Annotated in this window: 13 protein-coding genes; 7 read left to right on the plus strand and 6 right to left on the minus strand. The window is 69.1% G+C overall.

The genetic code is table 11. The features are described 5' to 3' along the window. Positions 1-352: 352 nt before the first annotated feature. The gene (locus K7G19_RS21275; protein ID WP_006578585.1) at positions 353-1,138 is read right to left on the minus strand and encodes an SDR family oxidoreductase; all 786 of its coding nucleotides are present in this window, start codon (positions 1,136-1,138) and stop codon (positions 353-355) included. A gap of 420 nt (positions 1,139-1,558) precedes the next feature. Between K7G19_RS21275 and K7G19_RS21280 the strand changes: the two genes are divergently transcribed. Further along, positions 1,559-3,247 carry an electron transfer flavoprotein-ubiquinone oxidoreductase gene (locus K7G19_RS21280; RefSeq protein WP_226109072.1) on the plus strand — a complete coding sequence of 563 codons (1,689 nt, stop codon included), beginning with the start codon at positions 1,559-1,561 and terminating at the stop codon, positions 3,245-3,247. Positions 3,248-3,406: 159 nt separating this feature from the next. Here K7G19_RS21280 and K7G19_RS21285 read toward each other — a convergent pair whose 3' ends face one another. Further along, the gene (locus K7G19_RS21285; protein WP_150082188.1) at positions 3,407-4,282 is read right to left on the minus strand and encodes a flagellar brake protein; all 876 of its coding nucleotides are present in this window, start codon (positions 4,280-4,282) and stop codon (positions 3,407-3,409) included. Between the two features lie 500 nt (positions 4,283-4,782). Here K7G19_RS21285 and K7G19_RS21290 point away from each other — a divergent pair, with 500 nt between their 5' ends. Both K7G19_RS21290 and K7G19_RS21295 read left to right on the plus strand, forming a co-directional pair. Then, the gene (locus tag K7G19_RS21290; RefSeq protein WP_226109074.1) at positions 4,783-5,502 is read left to right on the plus strand and encodes a FadR/GntR family transcriptional regulator; all 720 of its coding nucleotides are present in this window, start codon (positions 4,783-4,785) and stop codon (positions 5,500-5,502) included. Beyond that, positions 5,498-6,718, plus strand: coding sequence for an NAD(P)/FAD-dependent oxidoreductase (locus K7G19_RS21295; RefSeq protein ID WP_226109197.1), 1,221 nt, complete (start codon positions 5,498-5,500; stop codon positions 6,716-6,718). The genes K7G19_RS21290 and K7G19_RS21295 overlap by 5 nt, the downstream gene beginning before the upstream one ends. 113 nt (positions 6,719-6,831) lie before the next feature. On the opposite strand, the gene aroC is transcribed toward K7G19_RS21295, so the two are convergent. The 3 genes from aroC to K7G19_RS21310 form a co-directional block, all read right to left on the minus strand. Next, the gene (gene aroC, locus K7G19_RS21300; protein WP_149319247.1) at positions 6,832-7,944 is read right to left on the minus strand and encodes a chorismate synthase; all 1,113 of its coding nucleotides are present in this window, start codon (positions 7,942-7,944) and stop codon (positions 6,832-6,834) included. Positions 7,945-8,068: 124 nt separating this feature from the next. Further along, entirely contained in the window at positions 8,069-9,976 is a 1,908-nt protein-coding gene (locus K7G19_RS21305) for an MFS transporter (protein ID WP_226109076.1), read from the minus strand. A gap of 219 nt (positions 9,977-10,195) precedes the next feature. Continuing rightward, on the minus strand, positions 10,196-10,642 hold the full coding sequence (locus K7G19_RS21310; RefSeq protein WP_149319249.1) for a CBS domain-containing protein: 447 nt from the start codon (positions 10,640-10,642) through the stop codon (positions 10,196-10,198). Positions 10,643-10,939: 297 nt separating this feature from the next. On the opposite strand from K7G19_RS21310, the gene K7G19_RS21315 reads away from it, so the two are divergent. Then, positions 10,940-12,286: an O-acetylhomoserine aminocarboxypropyltransferase gene (locus K7G19_RS21315; protein ID WP_226109078.1), complete on the plus strand. Its 1,347-nt coding sequence runs from the start codon at positions 10,940-10,942 to the stop codon at positions 12,284-12,286. Continuing rightward, positions 12,286-13,113: an alpha/beta fold hydrolase gene (locus K7G19_RS21320; protein WP_149319251.1), complete on the plus strand. Its 828-nt coding sequence runs from the start codon at positions 12,286-12,288 to the stop codon at positions 13,111-13,113. The genes K7G19_RS21315 and K7G19_RS21320 overlap by 1 nt, the downstream gene beginning before the upstream one ends. A gap of 122 nt (positions 13,114-13,235) precedes the next feature. Here the strand turns inward: K7G19_RS21320 and K7G19_RS21325 are convergent, their stop codons facing one another. Then, positions 13,236-14,606, minus strand: coding sequence for a YihY family inner membrane protein (locus K7G19_RS21325; protein WP_149319252.1), 1,371 nt, complete (start codon positions 14,604-14,606; stop codon positions 13,236-13,238). 232 nt (positions 14,607-14,838) lie between these two features. Between K7G19_RS21325 and wrbA the strand changes: the two genes are divergently transcribed. Beyond that, a complete protein-coding gene (gene wrbA, locus K7G19_RS21330; RefSeq protein ID WP_149319253.1) occupies positions 14,839-15,459 on the plus strand; it encodes an NAD(P)H:quinone oxidoreductase in 621 nt (206 codons plus the stop codon). Next, positions 15,456-15,911, plus strand: coding sequence for a DUF2069 domain-containing protein (locus K7G19_RS21335; RefSeq protein WP_149319254.1), 456 nt, complete (start codon positions 15,456-15,458; stop codon positions 15,909-15,911). The genes wrbA and K7G19_RS21335 overlap by 4 nt, the downstream gene beginning before the upstream one ends. Positions 15,912-15,952: the final 41 nt, after the last annotated feature.

The raw sequence follows: 15,952 nt of genomic DNA on the forward strand, positions 1-15,952 counted from the left end.
TGACGCCTTGGCGGCGTACTTTTGTGAATGCCTTGTCGTCGCCGACGCTGTCGCTGGCGTTCCCTCACGCACGGGGCATGGTCGCAGCGATCGGGCGCAGCTAATTAAAGGCTTATGGAATCGGCACCAGCGAATTATGCCCACACTGGCGATGGGCGGACACCTCCAATACCCTAGGGGATCGGCAGCGGCATGCAGGTGGCCAGGCGTCGGCCGTGGCGCCCGAGGGGACCGGATAAGCCCCGGGCTGGAAGCCCGCCCCGCTTCTGGCGGGAGTCGGGCACAGGCGAACGCCGCCGGGCGCGCTCGCCGAATCGTGATGATTCGATATCGGCGGCGCGCGCGGCTGGCTTTATACCATACCGTCGTCGGCGGTGATCACGGCACCGTTGATGAACTGCGACTGGTCCGAAGCCAGCAGCAGCAACAGGCCGTCGAGGTCTTCCGGCTTGCCGAGCCGCTTGCGCGGCAGCAGCTGGATCAGCTTCTGGCCGGCATCGGTGTCCCAGTGATGGTGGTTGATGTCGGTGTCGATATAGCCCGGGCAGATCGCGTTGACGTTGATGCCGTAGCGGGCCCACTCGAGCGCCATCGCCTTGGTCATGTGGACCACCGCGGCCTTGCTCATGCAGTAGACGCCGATCTGCGACAGCACCTTCAGCCCCGCCACCGAGGCGATATTGATGATGCGCGACTGCGGCAACGGCGTGCCGTTGCGCTCGGCGCCCTTGGACCGCGCGATCATCCGCTTGGCCACTTCCTGCGCCACGAAGAAGGCGCCGCGGGTATTGGTGTCGAAGACGAAGTCGAAGTCCTCGGCGGTGACATCGGTCAGCCGCTGCGTGGTCGACACGCCCGAGTTGTTGACGACGATGTCGATCGCCCCCGCCTCGGTCTCGGCATGCGCCACCGCGGCGCGAATGCTGTCGGGGTCGGTCACGTCGAGCCGCACCACATGCGCGCTGCCGCCGTCGGCTTCGATCGCCGCGCGCAGCTCCTTGAGCCGTTCGGCGCGGCGCGAGGCCAGCACCACCTTGGCGCCGGCGGCCGACAGGACCTGCGCGAAGCGCATGCCCAGTCCGCTCGACGCACCGGTCACCATCGCGACCTTCCCTTCGAGATTGATCGACAAACCCATATGGACCTCTGCAGTGGAACGCGCCGCGGCTGGCGCCGTCATGCGCGTTCGATGGCTGCCCCGTTGCGTGGGAAAACGGAGGCAGTATATTAAAAAACGAACGATCGTTCCAAAAAATTGCTTGCCTGTGGGTGTCGAGTCCCGGACAATGCCGGAGATTCTAAGAACTCGGGCACAAAAAGGAAACAGCGAGGCGACAGCGTGCGAGCGAAACACCGCGCGCCGATCCATCGCGATCCAGCAGAAGAGCCGATCACAAGCAGCCGGACCACGCGTCAATCCGCAGCATTCCGTCCCCCGCCTGCCGGCCCCATGCCATCCTTGCCGACCTTGCCGTCGCCCGGTTCCGGCGACACAGGCCATCCCGGATCACCGCTTCCCCATACACAAGTACGCAGCAACAAAAGAGGGTTAGAGACAATGGACCAGCAGCAGCTCGTGGAGCAGTTCGGCCCCCGCGAATCAATGGAATACGATGTCGTCATCGTCGGCGGCGGTCCCGCCGGCCTGGCGACGGCCATCCGCCTGAAACAGCTGGCGCAGGACAATGGCAGCGAAGTCAATGTCTGCGTGCTGGAGAAGGGCTCGGAGCCCGGCGCCCACATCCTGTCGGGCGCGATCATGGACCCGCGCGCGCTGAACGAACTGCTGCCGAACTGGAAGGAACTCGGCGCGCCGCTGAACCAGCCGGTCACCGAGGACCAGTTCCTGTTCCTGAACGAGACCGGCTCGCGCGGCACGCCGCCGGCGCTGCTGCCCGAGTGCTTCCATAACGAAGGCAACTACATCGTCAGCCTGTCGAACTTCGTGCGCTGGCTCGGCCAGCAGGCCGAGGCGCTGGGCGTGGAGATCTTCCCGGGCTTCCCGGCCGCCGAGGTGCTGTACAACGAGGACGGCTCGGTCAAGGGCGTGGCCACCGGCAACCTCGGCATCGGCAAGGATGGCGAGCCCACCGACAACTTCCAGCTCGGCATGGAGCTGCACGCGAAGTACACGATCTTCGCCGAAGGCTCGCGCGGCCATCTGGGCAAGCAGCTGATCGAACGTTTCCGCCTCGACGCCGGCAAGGACCCGCAGAGCTACGGCATCGGCCTGAAGGAGCTGTGGGAGATCGACCCGGCCAAGCACAAGCCCGGCCTGGTGGTCCATACCGCGGGCTGGCCGCTGGACCCGGCGACCTACGGCGGCTCCTTCCTCTATCACATGGAGGACAACAAGGTCGCGGTGGGCTTCGTCGTGGGCCTGGACTACACCAACCCGTGGCTGTCGCCGTTCGAGGAATTCCAGCGCTTCAAGACCCATCCGGAGATCCGCCGGTACTTCGAGGGCGGCAAGCGGATCGGCTACGGCGCGCGCGCGATCACGGCGGGCGGCCTGCTGTCGCTGCCCAAGACGATCTTCTCGGGGGGCGCGCTGGTGGGCTGCGACGCGGGCTATCTGAACGCCTCGCGCATCAAGGGCAGCCACGCCGCGATCAAGACCGGCATGCTGGCCGCCGAGGCCGCCTTCGAGGCGCTGCAGGCCGGCCGCCAGCACGACGAGCTGACCGCCTATCCCGCCGCGTTCGAGAACAGCTGGCTGTACAAGGAGCTGCTGCAGGCGAAGAACTTCAAGCAGTGGTTCAAGAAGGGTCGCACCACCGCCACGCTGATGACCGGCATCGAGCAATGGCTGCTGCCCAAGCTCGGCATCCGCAACCCGCCGTGGACGCTGCACCGCGAGAAGCCGGACCACGTCTACCTGAAGCCGGCCGCCGAATGCCAGCAGATCGTCTATCCGAAGCCGGACGGCAAGCTGACCTTCGATCGCCTCAGCTCGGTGTTCATCAGCAACACCAACCATGAGGAAAACCAGCCCGCTCACCTGACGCTGAAGGATGCGAGCGTGCCGGTGCAGATCAACCTGGACAAGTACGCTGGCCCCGAAAGCCGCTATTGCCCGGCGGGCGTGTACGAGTTCGTCGCCGACGAGGAACGCGGCGGGCAGCGCCTGCAGATCAACGCCCAAAACTGCGTCCACTGCAAGACCTGCGATATCAAGGACCCGACCCAGAACATCGTCTGGGTGACGCCGGAAGGCGGCGGCGGTCCGAACTACGTGGGGATGTAAGCAGCCTTCCGCGGCTGTCGTTCCCCCCTCTCCCACACGGTGGGAGAGGGGTCGGGGGAGAGGGCAAACACCCTCCGCAATCGCGAACGCCGCCATCCCGCGAGCGCCGGGCCCTCTCCCCAGCCCTCTCCCACGCGATGGGAGAGGATCCATTCCTCCCTACACCGGCATCCTCGCCGCCGCCAGCAGCTGCTCGTAGATATAGCAGTGCAATAGCGCGGCCTCCCTTTCCCCCAGCAGGTCGAACGCCACACCGAACGCCGGAAACTCGGCGTCGCCGTCGTCGCGCGCGGGATTGCGCGCCCACGCGTCGACCGTGATCTCGCTGTCGGTGCCCACCGTCCGCAGCACGAACCGCAGCTGCAGGCGCGTGCCGGGCGCGGGCAGCGGCGCGGCGGTCTGCACCAGCGCGCCGCCGGCGCTCAGATCCGACAGCACCGCCAGCCGCGGCGGGCTCGCCGTGTCGCCGTCCTGATGCATCAGCTGTGCCGCCAGCCGGGTCTGCACGCGCGGACTGCTGCGCACCGGCACCTGCTGCACCTCGGTCGGAACGGACAGCACCAGATAGCGGAACGGGCTGCGGCACACCGCGGTCACCGTGCAGTGGAAGCTGTAGATCGAGCGCCCGGTAAAGCCGCGCAGCAGCACCTCCTCGCCCGCCTGGAAGGTGGCATCCTTGCCGCCGAACTGCGGCCAGCTGACGAACAGCCCCTGGTCGATAAAGCCGATCAGCCGGCTCGCCGCGGCGCGGCCGCCATCGTCGGGCGCCTTGATCTGCAGCAGCGTGCCGACCTGCAGCCCGAGTGGGCCCGACGCGTGCGCGGGCACCGCGTCCGCCGGCGCGGCGTCGTCGGCCGGCAGCGAGACGGGCAGCGGATCGGGCCGGCATACCGAGCCGTGGCGAAAGACGAGCGCAACGTCGCGGCCGTCGGCGAGTACCTTGCCGCTGCCGAGCAGCAGGTTGCCCTGCCCGTCCAGCAGCGACCAGGGCAAGGGCTGGCCGACCGGCAGGTCGTTCGGTGTCAGAGGAATCATGGGCATCCCAATCTCAATGCCCACCGGCGTGGGCGACAGTGCGGAGGCGGCCGCCGGGCCGCGGCCGCGCCTTCCCCATTCCACAGCTATCGGCGCCACGCCCCAAAGGTTTAGCAACCCCCTACCTAAGGGGGATAGCGGAACGATTGGCGGGGCGGATGGCGGCGGCGCGGACGGCGGCACGGCTGGAACCGGCGGCCCGTCACCGCACCTTGACGCCGGCGCCGACTGCGGCGCGCAAGGCGGGACGGAGCGGGGCACGGCACGCACCGGCGGCCCGTCGCCGCACCTTGACGCCGGCGCCGACAGCGGCGCGCAAGGCGGGACGGAGCGGGCACGGCGCGCACCGGCGGCCCGTCGTCCGCGCCTTGACGTCGGCGCAAAGGCGGGCCAAAATCGCGCAAAGCTGTCTGACAGCCTTACAGATTTATGCAACGGGCCGGCTTGACGCCGATCCTCCCGTATTCACAAGCCCCGCACAAGCCGCCGGAACGCTCCGCTTGGAACCGCTGACCCGCCCCTCCTCCCTGGCTTCGCGCATCGCCGACGCGATCCGCGCCGATATCGGCGCCGGCCGCTTCGTCGCCGGCGCCCGCCTGCCGGCCGAGTCCGCGCTGGCGACGGCGTTCGGCGTCAGCCGGCCGATCGTGCGCGAGGCCATCGCGCAACTGAAGGCCGACGGCGTGCTGGTCACGCGCAAGGGGTCCGGGGCCTACGTCTCCGACACGCCGGGCGGACAGGTCTGGCGGCTGCGCGGCGATGGCGCCGGCGCGGACGGCGGCCCGGGCGCCGCACCGACGCTGGCGCAGCTGTTCGAACTGCGCGTGATGGCCGAGACCGCCTGCGCGGAGCTGGCCGCGCGCCGCCGCACCGAGGCCGATCTGGCCGCGATCCACGGCGCGCTGGCCGCGATGCGCGCGCAGCGCGACGACCCGGCCAGCGCGGCGGCGGCCGACGTGGCATTCCACCAGGCCATCGCGCAGGCGGCGCACAACCCGTACATGGCGGGGCTGACCGATTTCGTCGGCCAGCAGCTGCTCGCCGCGCGCCGGCTGGCCTGGGAAAACGCCGCCCGCTATCGCGGCGGGCCCGGCGCGGCCGAGGAAGAGCACACCGCCCTGGCCGAGGCGATCGCGGCCGGCGACGCCGGGGCGGCACGGCAAGCCGCGCGCCGCCATCTGGAAGCGGCGGCGGCGCGCATGGGGCTCGAACTGGATTGACCGACGAGACGAGCGAGCCGGTGCGCGACCACAGTCTCTGTCCCGCACCGGCGCGCCTCGAGACACAAGGCAAAGCAACTCAAAGCAACGCAAGGCAGAACAAGGAAAGCAAGGCATGGAATCAGTGGATTGCGTGGTGATCGGCGCCGGCGTGGTGGGCCTGGCGGTCGCACGGGCGCTCGCCCGGCAAGGGCGCGAGGTGGTGATCCTGGAGGCGGAGAACGCCTTCGGCACGATCACCAGCGCGCGCAACAGCGAGGTGATCCACGCGGGCATCTACTACCCGGCCGGCTCGCTGAAGGCGCGGCTGTGCGTGCAGGGCAAGGCGATGCTGTACGACTATTGCCGGAGCCACCAGATCGCCCATCAGCGTTGCGGCAAGCTGATCGTCGCCACCAGCGCGGCGCAGGTCGCCACGCTCGAAGGCATTCGCGCGAAGGCGGCCGCCAACGGCGTCGACGATCTGCGCCTGCTGTCGCGCGACGAGGCGCTGGAACTGGAACCGAATCTGCAATGCGAGGCCGCGCTGCTGTCGCCGTCGACCGGCATCGTCGACAGCCACGGGCTGATGCTGGCGCTGCTGGGCGATGCCGAGCAGGCCGGCGCGATGCTGGCGGTATGTTCGCCGGTGCTGACGGGTGCGGTGACTCCCGACGGCATCGTGCTGGAAGTCGGCGGCGACACCGCGACCACGCTGCTGGCGCGCACCGTCGTCAATGCCGCGGGGCTGACTGCGCCCGAGCTGGCGCGCCGGATCGAAGGCATGCCGGCGGCGCATATCCCGCCGCAGTTCTACGCCAAGGGCTGCTATTTCACGCTGGCCGGCCGCGCGCCGTTCTCGCGGCTGATCTACCCGGTGCCCGAGGCGGCCGGCCTGGGCGTGCATCTGACGCTGGACCTGGGCGGCCAGGCTCGCTTCGGCCCGAATGTGCGATGGATTGACGAAATCGAATATGGGGTCGATCCGCACGATGCCGACAGCTTCTATGACGAGGTGCGGCGCTATTGGCCGGCGCTGGCGGACGGCGCCCTGCAGCCGGGCTATGCCGGCATCCGCCCGAAGATCAGCGGCCCGGGCGAGCCGGCCGCGGACTTCCGCATCGACGGCCCGGCCACGCATGGCGTGCCGGGGCTGGTGCACCTGTTCGGGATCGAATCGCCGGGGCTCACGGCGTCGCTGGCGATCGGGGAGGCAGTGGCGGCGATCGCGGAATAACGGACGCGCCAGATATCGGCTTCCCTCCCCCGCAAGCGGGAGAGGGAGAAACCTCCCGCTCAGCCCTGCGCCTTCGGACTGTCTCCCAGCGGGAGACGGGGGAACCCTGCCGCTCAGCCCTGCCCCTTCGGCGCCTGCGCCGGAATGCGCGGCGTCTCCACTCGCACGTCGCCGCATTGCGCGCGATGACGCAGCGCATGGTCCATCAGCACCAGCGCCAGCATCGCCTCGGCGATCGGCGTGGCACGGATGCCCACGCATGGATCGTGGCGGCCGAAGGTCTCGACCGTGGCGGCCTGTCCGGCCTTGTCGATCGATTCGCGCGGGGTGCGGATGCTGGAGGTCGGCTTGATCGCCAGCGACACGGTGATGTCCTGCCCCGTCGAGATGCCGCCCAGCACGCCGCCGGCATTGTTGGTGCGGAAACCCGCCGCGGTCAGCTCGTCGCCATGGACGCTGCCGCGCTGCGCCACGCTGGCGAAGCCGGCGCCGATCTCGACGCCCTTGACCGCATTGATGCCCATCATCGCGTGCGCGATATCGGCGTCGAGCTTGTCGAACAGCGGCTCGCCCAGGCCCACCGGCACGCCGCTGGCCACCACCTCGATGCGGGCGCCGACGGAATCGCCGTCGCGGCGCAGCGCATCCATATACGTTTCCAGCTCGGGGACGATATTGGCGTCGGCGGCGAAGAACGGATTGCGCGGCACCTCGGCCCAGTCGGTGAACGGCACCTGGATCTCGCCCAGCTGCGACATATAGCCCCGGATCTCGGTGCCGTACTGCTCGCGCAGCCATTTGCGCGCGACCGCCGCGGCGGCCACCACCGGCGCGGTCAGCCGGGCCGACGAACGGCCGCCGCCGCGATGGTCGCGGATGCCGTATTTCTGCCAGTAGGTGTAATCGGCGTGGCCGGGGCGGAACGTCTCGACGATATTGCCGTAGTCCTTGCTGCGCTGGTCGGTATTGCGGATCAGCAGGCAGATCGGCGTGCCGGTGGTCTTGCCCTCGAACACGCCCGACAGGATCTCGACCTGGTCCGGCTCCTTGCGCTGCGTGACGTGGCGCGACGTGCCCGGCTTGCGGCGGTCCAGGTCGCCCTGGATATCGGCCTCGCACAGGCTCATGCCCGGCGGGCAGCCATCGACCACCGCGCCGATGGCGGGTCCGTGCGACTCGCCGAAGGTGGTGACTGTGAAGAGCAGGCCGAGGGTATTGCCGGACATGATGAAAACCACGCAGGAATTGGGAAAGGCCTACATTGTACGGCCTGGCGTCGCGCCACGGCGCCGCCCCGCTGCCCCGCCGCCCCGCTTTTCCGCTACCCCGCTGCTTGTGAGGCCGCGCCGCCTACCGCCATTCGCCGCGCAGGCCCTGCACCACCTGCTGCAGGCCTTCCGGCGTGGCCTGCGTCGGGTCGATCGGCTCGCCGACCACCAGTTCGAGCCGGCTGAGGATGCCGCGCCGGAACGGCCGCGTCATCGCCGCCCCGCCCTTGCGCGAGAAAAAGCTGCCCCACAGGCCGCGCAGCGCCATCGGCACCACCGGTACCGGCGTGCGCCGCACGATCTGCTGCACGCCCTGCTTGAACGGATTGATGTCGCCGCTGGCGGTGATCTTGCCCTCCGGGAAGATGCAGACCAGCTCGCCCCCGGCGAGCGCGCGCGCGACCTCGTCGTAGGCCTGCTTCAGCGTCTGCGGGTCTTCGTGCGCGGGCGCGATCGGAATCGCGCGCGCCTGCCGGAAGAACCAGGACAGCAGCGGTACCTGGAAGATGCGATGGTCCATCACGAAGCGCACGGGCCGCGGGCTGGCCGCCATCAGCACCACCGCATCGGCGAAGCTGACGTGATTGCAGACCAGCACCGCCGGCCCCTCGGCGGGAATCCGGTCGGCGTGGATCCGCTTGAGCCGGTACACCGTATGCACCAGGATCCAGGCGACGAAGCGCAGCAGGAATTCCGGCACCACCGAATAGATGTAGATCGCCACCACCGCATTGAGCAGCCCCACCGCCAGGAACAGCTCGGGAATGCTGTAGCCGGCGCCGGTCATCGCCATCGCCAGCAGCGCCGAGGCGATCATGAACAGGCTGTTCAGGATGTTGTTGGCGGCGATGATGCGCGCGCGATGCGTCGGCGCGCTGCGGCTCTGGATCAGCGCGTAGAGCGGCACGCTGTAGAAGCCGCCGAACATCGCCAGCAGGAACAGGTCGGCCAGCACGCGCCAGTGCGCGGGCTCGGCGATGAAGGCCGCGACGCCGCTCAGCGTGGCCGGCGCCTGGCCTCGGCTGGCGAAGTACAGGTCGATCGCGAACACCGTCATGCCGATCGAGCCGAACGGCACCAGCCCGACTTCCACATGCCGGCCCGACAGCCGCTCGCACAGCAGCGAGCCGACGCCGATGCCGACCGAGAACACCGCCAGCAGCAGCGTCACCACGCTCTGGTCGCCGCCGAGCACGGTCTTGGCGAAGGCGAAGAACGAGGTCAGGAAGGTCGCGCCGAGGAACCACAGCCAGGAGATGCCCAGCAGGCTCAGGAACACCGTGCGGCTCTCGCGCGCCAGCATCAGGTTGCGCCAGGTCTCGGTGACCGGATTCCAGTTCAGCCGCAGGTCCGGCTGGGGCGCGGGCGACAGCGGCACGCGCGAGGCGGCCACACGGCCGGCGACGGCCAGCGCCACGCACGCCGCACCGATATAGAGCGTGGCGGGGATGCCTTGCCGTGCCGCCGACCCACCCACCGCCGCGAGCTCCCCGCCGAGCACGGTGCCGAGCAGGATCGCGACGAAGGTCCCCATCTCGACCAGCCCGTTGCCGCCGACCAGCTCGCTCTCCTGCAGATGCTGCGGCAGGTAGGCGTACTTGACCGGGCCGAACAGCGTCGAATGCAGGCCCATCAGGAAGGTGGTCAGGTACAGCAGCGGCGCGCTAAACAACGCGAAGCCCGCCAGTCCGACCAGCATGATGGCGATCTCCAGCGATTTGACGAAGCGGATCAGCCGCGACTTCTCGATCTTGTCGGCGATCTGCCCGCTGGTCGCCGAGAACAGCACGAACGGCGCGATGAAGATCGCCGAGATCAGGAAGGCCGCGCTGGCGCCGTCCACGCCCTCGAAGCGCGCGGTCTGGTAGGTCACCAGCGAGGTGAACGCGACCTTGAACACGTTGTCGTTCATCGCGCCCAGGAACTGGGTCCAGAAGAACGGCGCAAAGCGGCGCTCGCGCAGCAGGCGGGACTGGCTCGATTGGCTCATGGAACGGGCTGGGGTGCGGGAATGGCGCGGGGAAATGGTACGACAGACTGCGCGAAGAGGGCGCGAAGGGCGGCGCGAAAGGCCGCGCCGGGGACGGCGCAAGGGGCAGCGCGGCAAGCGCGATCGACTCCGCGGACGCGGGGATCGGAATCGGGGGCGGCTGGAATCCGGCGGGCGGCACCGTCACGGTCCGCCCGCGCTCCGCGAGATGGCTCTGGCTCAGCTGGCCTTCTCTTCCGGCCAGTCGCGGATATAGGCCTTCAGCATGCGGTTCTCGAAGCTCTGCTCCTCGACCACCGCCTTGGCCACGTCGTAGAACGAAATCACGCCCATCAGCGTGCGGCTGTCGAGCACCGGCATATAGCGGGCATGGCGCTCCAGCATCATGCGGCGGACCTCGTTGACGTCGGTCTCGGGCGTGCAGGTCAGCGGCGCGTCGTCCATCACGCGGCGGATCGTCGTGTTGCCGACATTGCCGTTGTTCGAGGCCAGCGTCTGGATGATCTCGCGGAAGGTCAGCATGCCGACCAGCTCGCCGTACTCCATCACCACCAGCGAGCCGATGTCGCGCTCGGCCATCGTGGTGACCGCCTCCAGCAGTGACGTGTCCGGCTTGACGGTATAGAGCGTATTGCCCTTGATCTGCAGGATGTCGCTGACTTTCATAATGGTCTCCCCTCGATGATGCCGGTGCGGCGGGCGGCGGGCATCGCCTGCCCCAGGCGCCCGAACCGCGTGGCGGCGCAGGCCTTGCGCGCCATCCGCGATAGATGGGCCGATGCTAGCCGAAAGCGGGCGCCCAAGTAAAGCCGGGGCCCTGCGGCGATGCGGTCCGCCGCGAGCAGCCCAATGCTACGATGCAGGCCGGCACATCCGCATGCCGCCGCACGCCCGCACTGCGGAACCGTGCCGTTGCCGGCCGCTGTCAGACCGCTTCGCTGGAACCACGATTCGATAGAGACCATGTCCGATACCCGTTTCGATACCCTCGCGCTGCACGCTGGCGCCGCGCCCGACCCCGCCACCGGGGCGCGCGCCACGCCGATCCACCTGACCACCTCCTTCGTGTTCCGCGACAGCGAGCACGCGGCCTCGCTGTTCAATATGGAACGCGCCGGCCATGTGTATTCGCGCATCTCGAATCCGACCGTGGCCGTGTTCGAGGAGCGCGTGGCCGCGCTGGAGAACGGCGTCGGCGCGATCGCCACGGCCTCGGGCCAGGCCGCGCTGCATCTGGCGATTGCCACGCTGATGGGCAGCGGCTCGCATATCGTCGCCTCGTCGGCGCTGTACGGCGGCTCGCACAACCTGCTGCACTACACGCTGCGCCGTTTCGGCATCGAGACCACCTTCGTGCAGGCGCGCGACATCGACGCGTGGCGCGCCGCGATCCGCCCGGAGACCCGCCTTCTGTTCGGCGAGACGCTGGGCAATCCGGGCCTGGACGTGCTCGACATCCCCACGCTGGCCCAGCTCGGCGACGAACATGGCATTCCGCTGCTGGTCGACTCGACCTTCACCACGCCTTATCTGCTGCAGCCGTTCGCACATGGCGCGGCGCTGCTCTACCACTCGGCGACCAAGTTCCTCGGCGGCCATGGCACCACCATCGGCGGCGTGCTGGCCGAGGGCGGCAACTTCGATTTCGAGGCATCCGGGCGTTTTCCCGAGCTGTCCGAGCCGTATGCGGGCTTCCACAACATGGTCTTCACCGAGGAAAGCACCGTCGCGCCCTTCCTGCTGCGCGCGCGCCGCGAGGGCCTGCGCGACTTCGGCGCCTGCATGAATCCGATGGCCGCGTGGCAGCTGCTGCAGGGCATCGAGACGCTGCCGCTGCGGATGGCACGCCATGTCGACAACGCGCGCCGCGTGGTGCAGTTCCTGGTCTCGCATCCGATGGTCGAGTCGGTGGCCTACCCCGAGCTCGAGTCGCACCCCGACCACGCGCTCGCCAGGCGGCTGCTGCCGCGCGGCTGCGGCGCGGTATTCAGCTTCAATCTGAAGGGCGACCGCGCCGCCGGCCAGCGCTTCATCGAGAGCCTGACGCTGTTCTCGCATCTGGCCAATGTCGGCGACGCGCGCTCGCTGGTGATCCATCCCGCCTCCACCACGCACTTCCGCATGGATGCCGCGGCGCTGCGCTCGGCCGGCATCGCCGAGGGCACGATCCGCCTGTCGATCGGCCTGGAGGACCCGAACGACCTGATCGACGATCTGAAGCGCGGGCTGAAGGCGGCGCAGAAGTCGATGGAGAAAGGCGGAGGCAGCAGCAACGCCGCCGCCAACAAGAGCAACGGAGGGAAAGCCTGATGTATCTGAACATCGATGGCCAGCGGGCCTACGCCTATACCGGCGGCAAACCCTTCGATCCCGCCCTGCCCTGCGCCGTGTTCGTGCATGGCGCGCAGAACGACCACAGCGTCTGGGGCCTGCAGACGCGCTGGTTCGCGCATCACGGCTTCTCCGTGCTGGCGGTGGACCTGCCCGGCCACAACCGCAGCGAGGGGCCGCCGCTGGCGAGCGTCGAGCAGATGGCCGACTGGGTCGCCGCGCTGCTGCGCGCGGCCGGCGTCACGGCACCCGCGCTGGTGTTCGGCCACAGCATGGGCTCGCTGATCGCGCTCGAATGCGCGGCGCGCCATGCCGAGGCGGTGCGCGCGATCGGCCTGCTGGCGACCGCCTATCCGATGAAGGTCTCGGACGCGCTGCTCGATGCCGCGCAGAACCGCGAGCACGAGGCCATCGCGATGGTCAATGCGTGGTCGCATTCGAGCCTGGCCAACAAGCCCTCGGCGCCGGGTCCGGGCTTCTGGATGCATGGCGTCGGCCAGCGCCTGATGGAACGGGTCGGGCGCCGCAATCCGCAGGCCCAGGTCTTCCATACCGACTTCGCTGCCTGCAACGCCTACGCCAACGGCGAGCGCGCCGCGGCGGGCCTGCAATGTCCGGCGCTGGTCGTGATCGGCAGCAAGGACATGATGACGCCGGCCCGCTCGGCCCGCGCACTGGCGGCGAGCATGCCGCGCGCCAGCGTGGTGGAAGTGCCGTGCGGCCACGCGATCATGGGGGAAAAGCCCGATGAGGTGCTGGACGCGCTGGCGGGCTTTGCGCGGCGCGTGATGGCGAATCGCGACTAAGCGCGCTCGCGCTGCGGCCAGCGGGAGCGGTGAGCCAGTGGCTTCAAAAGACGCTGGCTTCCCGCTCTCGCGGTAATGACGCGGTCGCCGGCGCCCCCCGCTTCGGCGCGCCGAAGCGCCGCTCAGACCTGCCCGTGCCAGCCGGGCGGGACCACCTCCAGCGTGCGGCGCTGCCCCTCCGGCGCTGGAGTTTGCGGGGTCTGCGGCGGCGATGCGGCGCCGGGCTCGAAGATCTCCTGCAGCGTCTTGTCGAGCATCGGATTCTCCAGCACGCCGCGCAACGCGTCCGCGCCATTGAGCAGCTGCGCCACCGCGGTGCGTGGCAGGCGCGGCAGGTTCAGCACCAGCCGGTCGTGCAGCAGGCGCAGCGGCACGCGCGCCGGGTCGCACAGCAGCGCCCAGTGCGCCTGGCCGCGATGGTGTTGCAGCTTGCCGACCAGATGCATCGCATCGAGCTTGCCCAGCAGCACGGCCAGGTAGTCGGCCTCGACCCGCAGCTTGCGGCCGAGATCCAGTTCACCGACGCTGCGCGGCGCCTGTTCGCGCGCGCGGTACAGCACGTACAGCACGCCGAGCGCATCGTAGAACTCGCTGCCGGCAAAGGTGCGGCGGCGCCAGTAGCCCTGTCGCACCACCGGCAGGTTGGCGGCGATGGTGGCGCCCAGCAGCGTCACCAGCCAGCTCAGGTAGATCCATAGCAGGAAGATCGGCAGCGCGGCAAAGGTGCCGTAGACCGCGGTATAGGTGGGGAAACGCGTGATGAAATAGCCGAAGCCGCGCTTGGACAGCTCGAAGGCAAGCGCCGCCACCAGCCCCGCGGCGATCGCGTCGCGCCATTCGACATAGGCATTCGGCACCGCCGTATAGAGCAGCGCGAAGGCGATCGCCGACAGCAGCACCGGCGCAAGACTGACGGCAAAGCCGACGCCGAACGGCATCGTGCCGACATAGCCGGCGGAGATCGAGATCAGGTACGAGCTGATCGACAGGCTGCCGCCGATCAGCACAGGGCCGCAGGTCAGCACCGCCCAGAACACCAGCACGCGCTGTGCGAAGCGCCGCTTCTGCTTGACGCGCCAGATCGCGTTGAGCGCGTCCTCCACCGTCAGCATGGTCAGCACCGCGGTGACCATCAGGCCGACGAGACCCACCGCGGTCAGGCCCTTGGCATTGCGCGCGAACTGGCTGACATAGCCGGTGATCGAATCGGTGAGGTTGCCCGGAATCAGGTTCTGGAACAGGAAGCCTTCGATCGCGTTGCGGAAGTTCGCGAACATCGGAAAGGCGGCGAGCAGCGCGAACGCGACCGTCAGCACCGGCACCACCGACAGCACGGTGGTGAAGGTCAGGCTGGCCGCGACCTGCGGCAGACGGTCCTCGCCGGCGCGCCGCGCGGCATAGCGCAGCAGCGCGCGCAGCTTCTGCCAGTTCCATTCGCGGCGCAGGCGCGCGATACGGTTGGTGCAGCGGGACAGCAGGCTGGGATGGGACATGCGAGGCAAACTCCAGGGCGGCGGGCGCCGAGCCCGCCACTATAATACGCCGGTTGCATCGCACGCGATGCTCGAGCCGCCAGAGCAAAGCGGCCACGGCCCCGCGAGCCGAGGCCCTTTCGTGGCTAGACCCGTGGCTAGACCCGTGCCTTGACCCACGCCTGACACGCGCCCTGGCCGGCTCCGCTGCCCGCTCCCTGCCGCTCCTTTGTCGCCTTCCTCCCGCGCCCCTATGTCCGACATCCTGGTCCTCTACTACAGCCGCCACGGCAGCACCCGCAAGCTCGCCGAGCTGATCGCGACCGGCATCGACAGCGTGCCCGGCGCCCACGCGCGGCTGCGCACGGTGCCGCCGGTGTCGACGGTGTGCGAGGCCACCGCGCCGGATATCCCGGCCGACGGCCCGCCCTATGTCGAGCTGCGCGACCTGCACGAGTGCATCGGCCTGGCGCTCGGCAGCCCGACCCGCTTCGGCAACATGGCCGCGCCGATGAAGTACTTCCTCGACGGCACCATCGCCGAGTGGCTGTCTGGCACGCTGACCGGCAAGCCTGCCTGCGTGTTCACGTCGACCGGTAGCCTGCATGGCGGCCAGGAGACCACGCTGCTGTCGATGATGCTGCCGCTGCTGCATCACGGCATGCTGGTGATGGGGCTGCCCTACAGCGAGCGCGGCCTGATGACCACCGTGGGCGGCGGCACGCCCTATGGTCCTAGCCACCACGCGCTTGGCGACAACAGCCGGCCGGTCAGCGAAGACGAATCGGCGCTGGCGATCGCGATGGGCAAGCGGCTGGCGCAGACCGCGCTGCGGCTTGCGCAGAACGCCCCTGCCAACGGAGCCGCGCGATGAGCGCCACCGACGCCCGCGACGATGCCGCGCTGCACAGCCCGCTGCTGTACCGCCTGAGCATCGCCAGCCTGCTCGCGCTGATCGTGCTGTCGATCGCCTGGGAGTGGTTCCTGGCGCCGCTGCGGCCGGGCGGCTCCTGGCTGATTATCAAGTTCCTGCCGCTGCTGCTGCCGTTGCGCGGCATGCTGACGCGCAACCGCTATACGATGCAGTGGTCGTCGATGCTGATCCTGCTGTATTTCACCGAAGGGGTCGTGCGCGCCACCAGCGACCGCGCGCCGTCGTCGTGGCTGGCATGGTGCGAGGTGGCGCTGACGCTGCTGTTCTTCTTCGCGACCATCTTCTATCTGCGCCCGTACAAGCGCCGCGCGCGGGCTCAGACCGGCGCGCCCGAGTCTGCCCGGAACAAGGCCAATGCCGACGCGGCGGCCTCCCCGCCAACGCGGCGCTGAAGCGCCACGCCTTCCCTTTCGACGTCTCCTCCGAATCCATC

This window comes from Cupriavidus sp. DB3, from assembly GCF_020418465.1.
In the GTDB taxonomy this organism is placed as follows: Bacteria; Pseudomonadota; Gammaproteobacteria; order Burkholderiales; family Burkholderiaceae; genus Cupriavidus; species Cupriavidus cauae.

Coding starts and splice junctions, on each gene's coding strand:
- K7G19_RS21320 (WP_149319251.1), top strand. CDS start 12,286: ATGTATCTGAACATCGATGGCCAGCGGGCCTACGCCTATACCGGCGGC.
- K7G19_RS21315 (WP_226109078.1), top strand. CDS start 10,940: ATGTCCGATACCCGTTTCGATACCCTCGCGCTGCACGCTGGCGCCGCG.
- K7G19_RS21275 (WP_006578585.1), bottom strand. CDS start 1,138: ATGGGTTTGTCGATCAATCTCGAAGGGAAGGTCGCGATGGTGACCGGT.
- K7G19_RS21280 (WP_226109072.1), top strand. CDS start 1,559: ATGGACCAGCAGCAGCTCGTGGAGCAGTTCGGCCCCCGCGAATCAATG.
- aroC (WP_149319247.1), bottom strand. CDS start 7,944: ATGTCCGGCAATACCCTCGGCCTGCTCTTCACAGTCACCACCTTCGGC.
- wrbA (WP_149319253.1), top strand. CDS start 14,839: ATGTCCGACATCCTGGTCCTCTACTACAGCCGCCACGGCAGCACCCGC.
- K7G19_RS21335 (WP_149319254.1), top strand. CDS start 15,456: ATGAGCGCCACCGACGCCCGCGACGATGCCGCGCTGCACAGCCCGCTG.
- K7G19_RS21285 (WP_150082188.1), bottom strand. CDS start 4,282: ATGATTCCTCTGACACCGAACGACCTGCCGGTCGGCCAGCCCTTGCCC.
- K7G19_RS21325 (WP_149319252.1), bottom strand. CDS start 14,606: ATGTCCCATCCCAGCCTGCTGTCCCGCTGCACCAACCGTATCGCGCGC.
- K7G19_RS21310 (WP_149319249.1), bottom strand. CDS start 10,642: ATGAAAGTCAGCGACATCCTGCAGATCAAGGGCAATACGCTCTATACC.
- K7G19_RS21305 (WP_226109076.1), bottom strand. CDS start 9,976: ATGAGCCAATCGAGCCAGTCCCGCCTGCTGCGCGAGCGCCGCTTTGCG.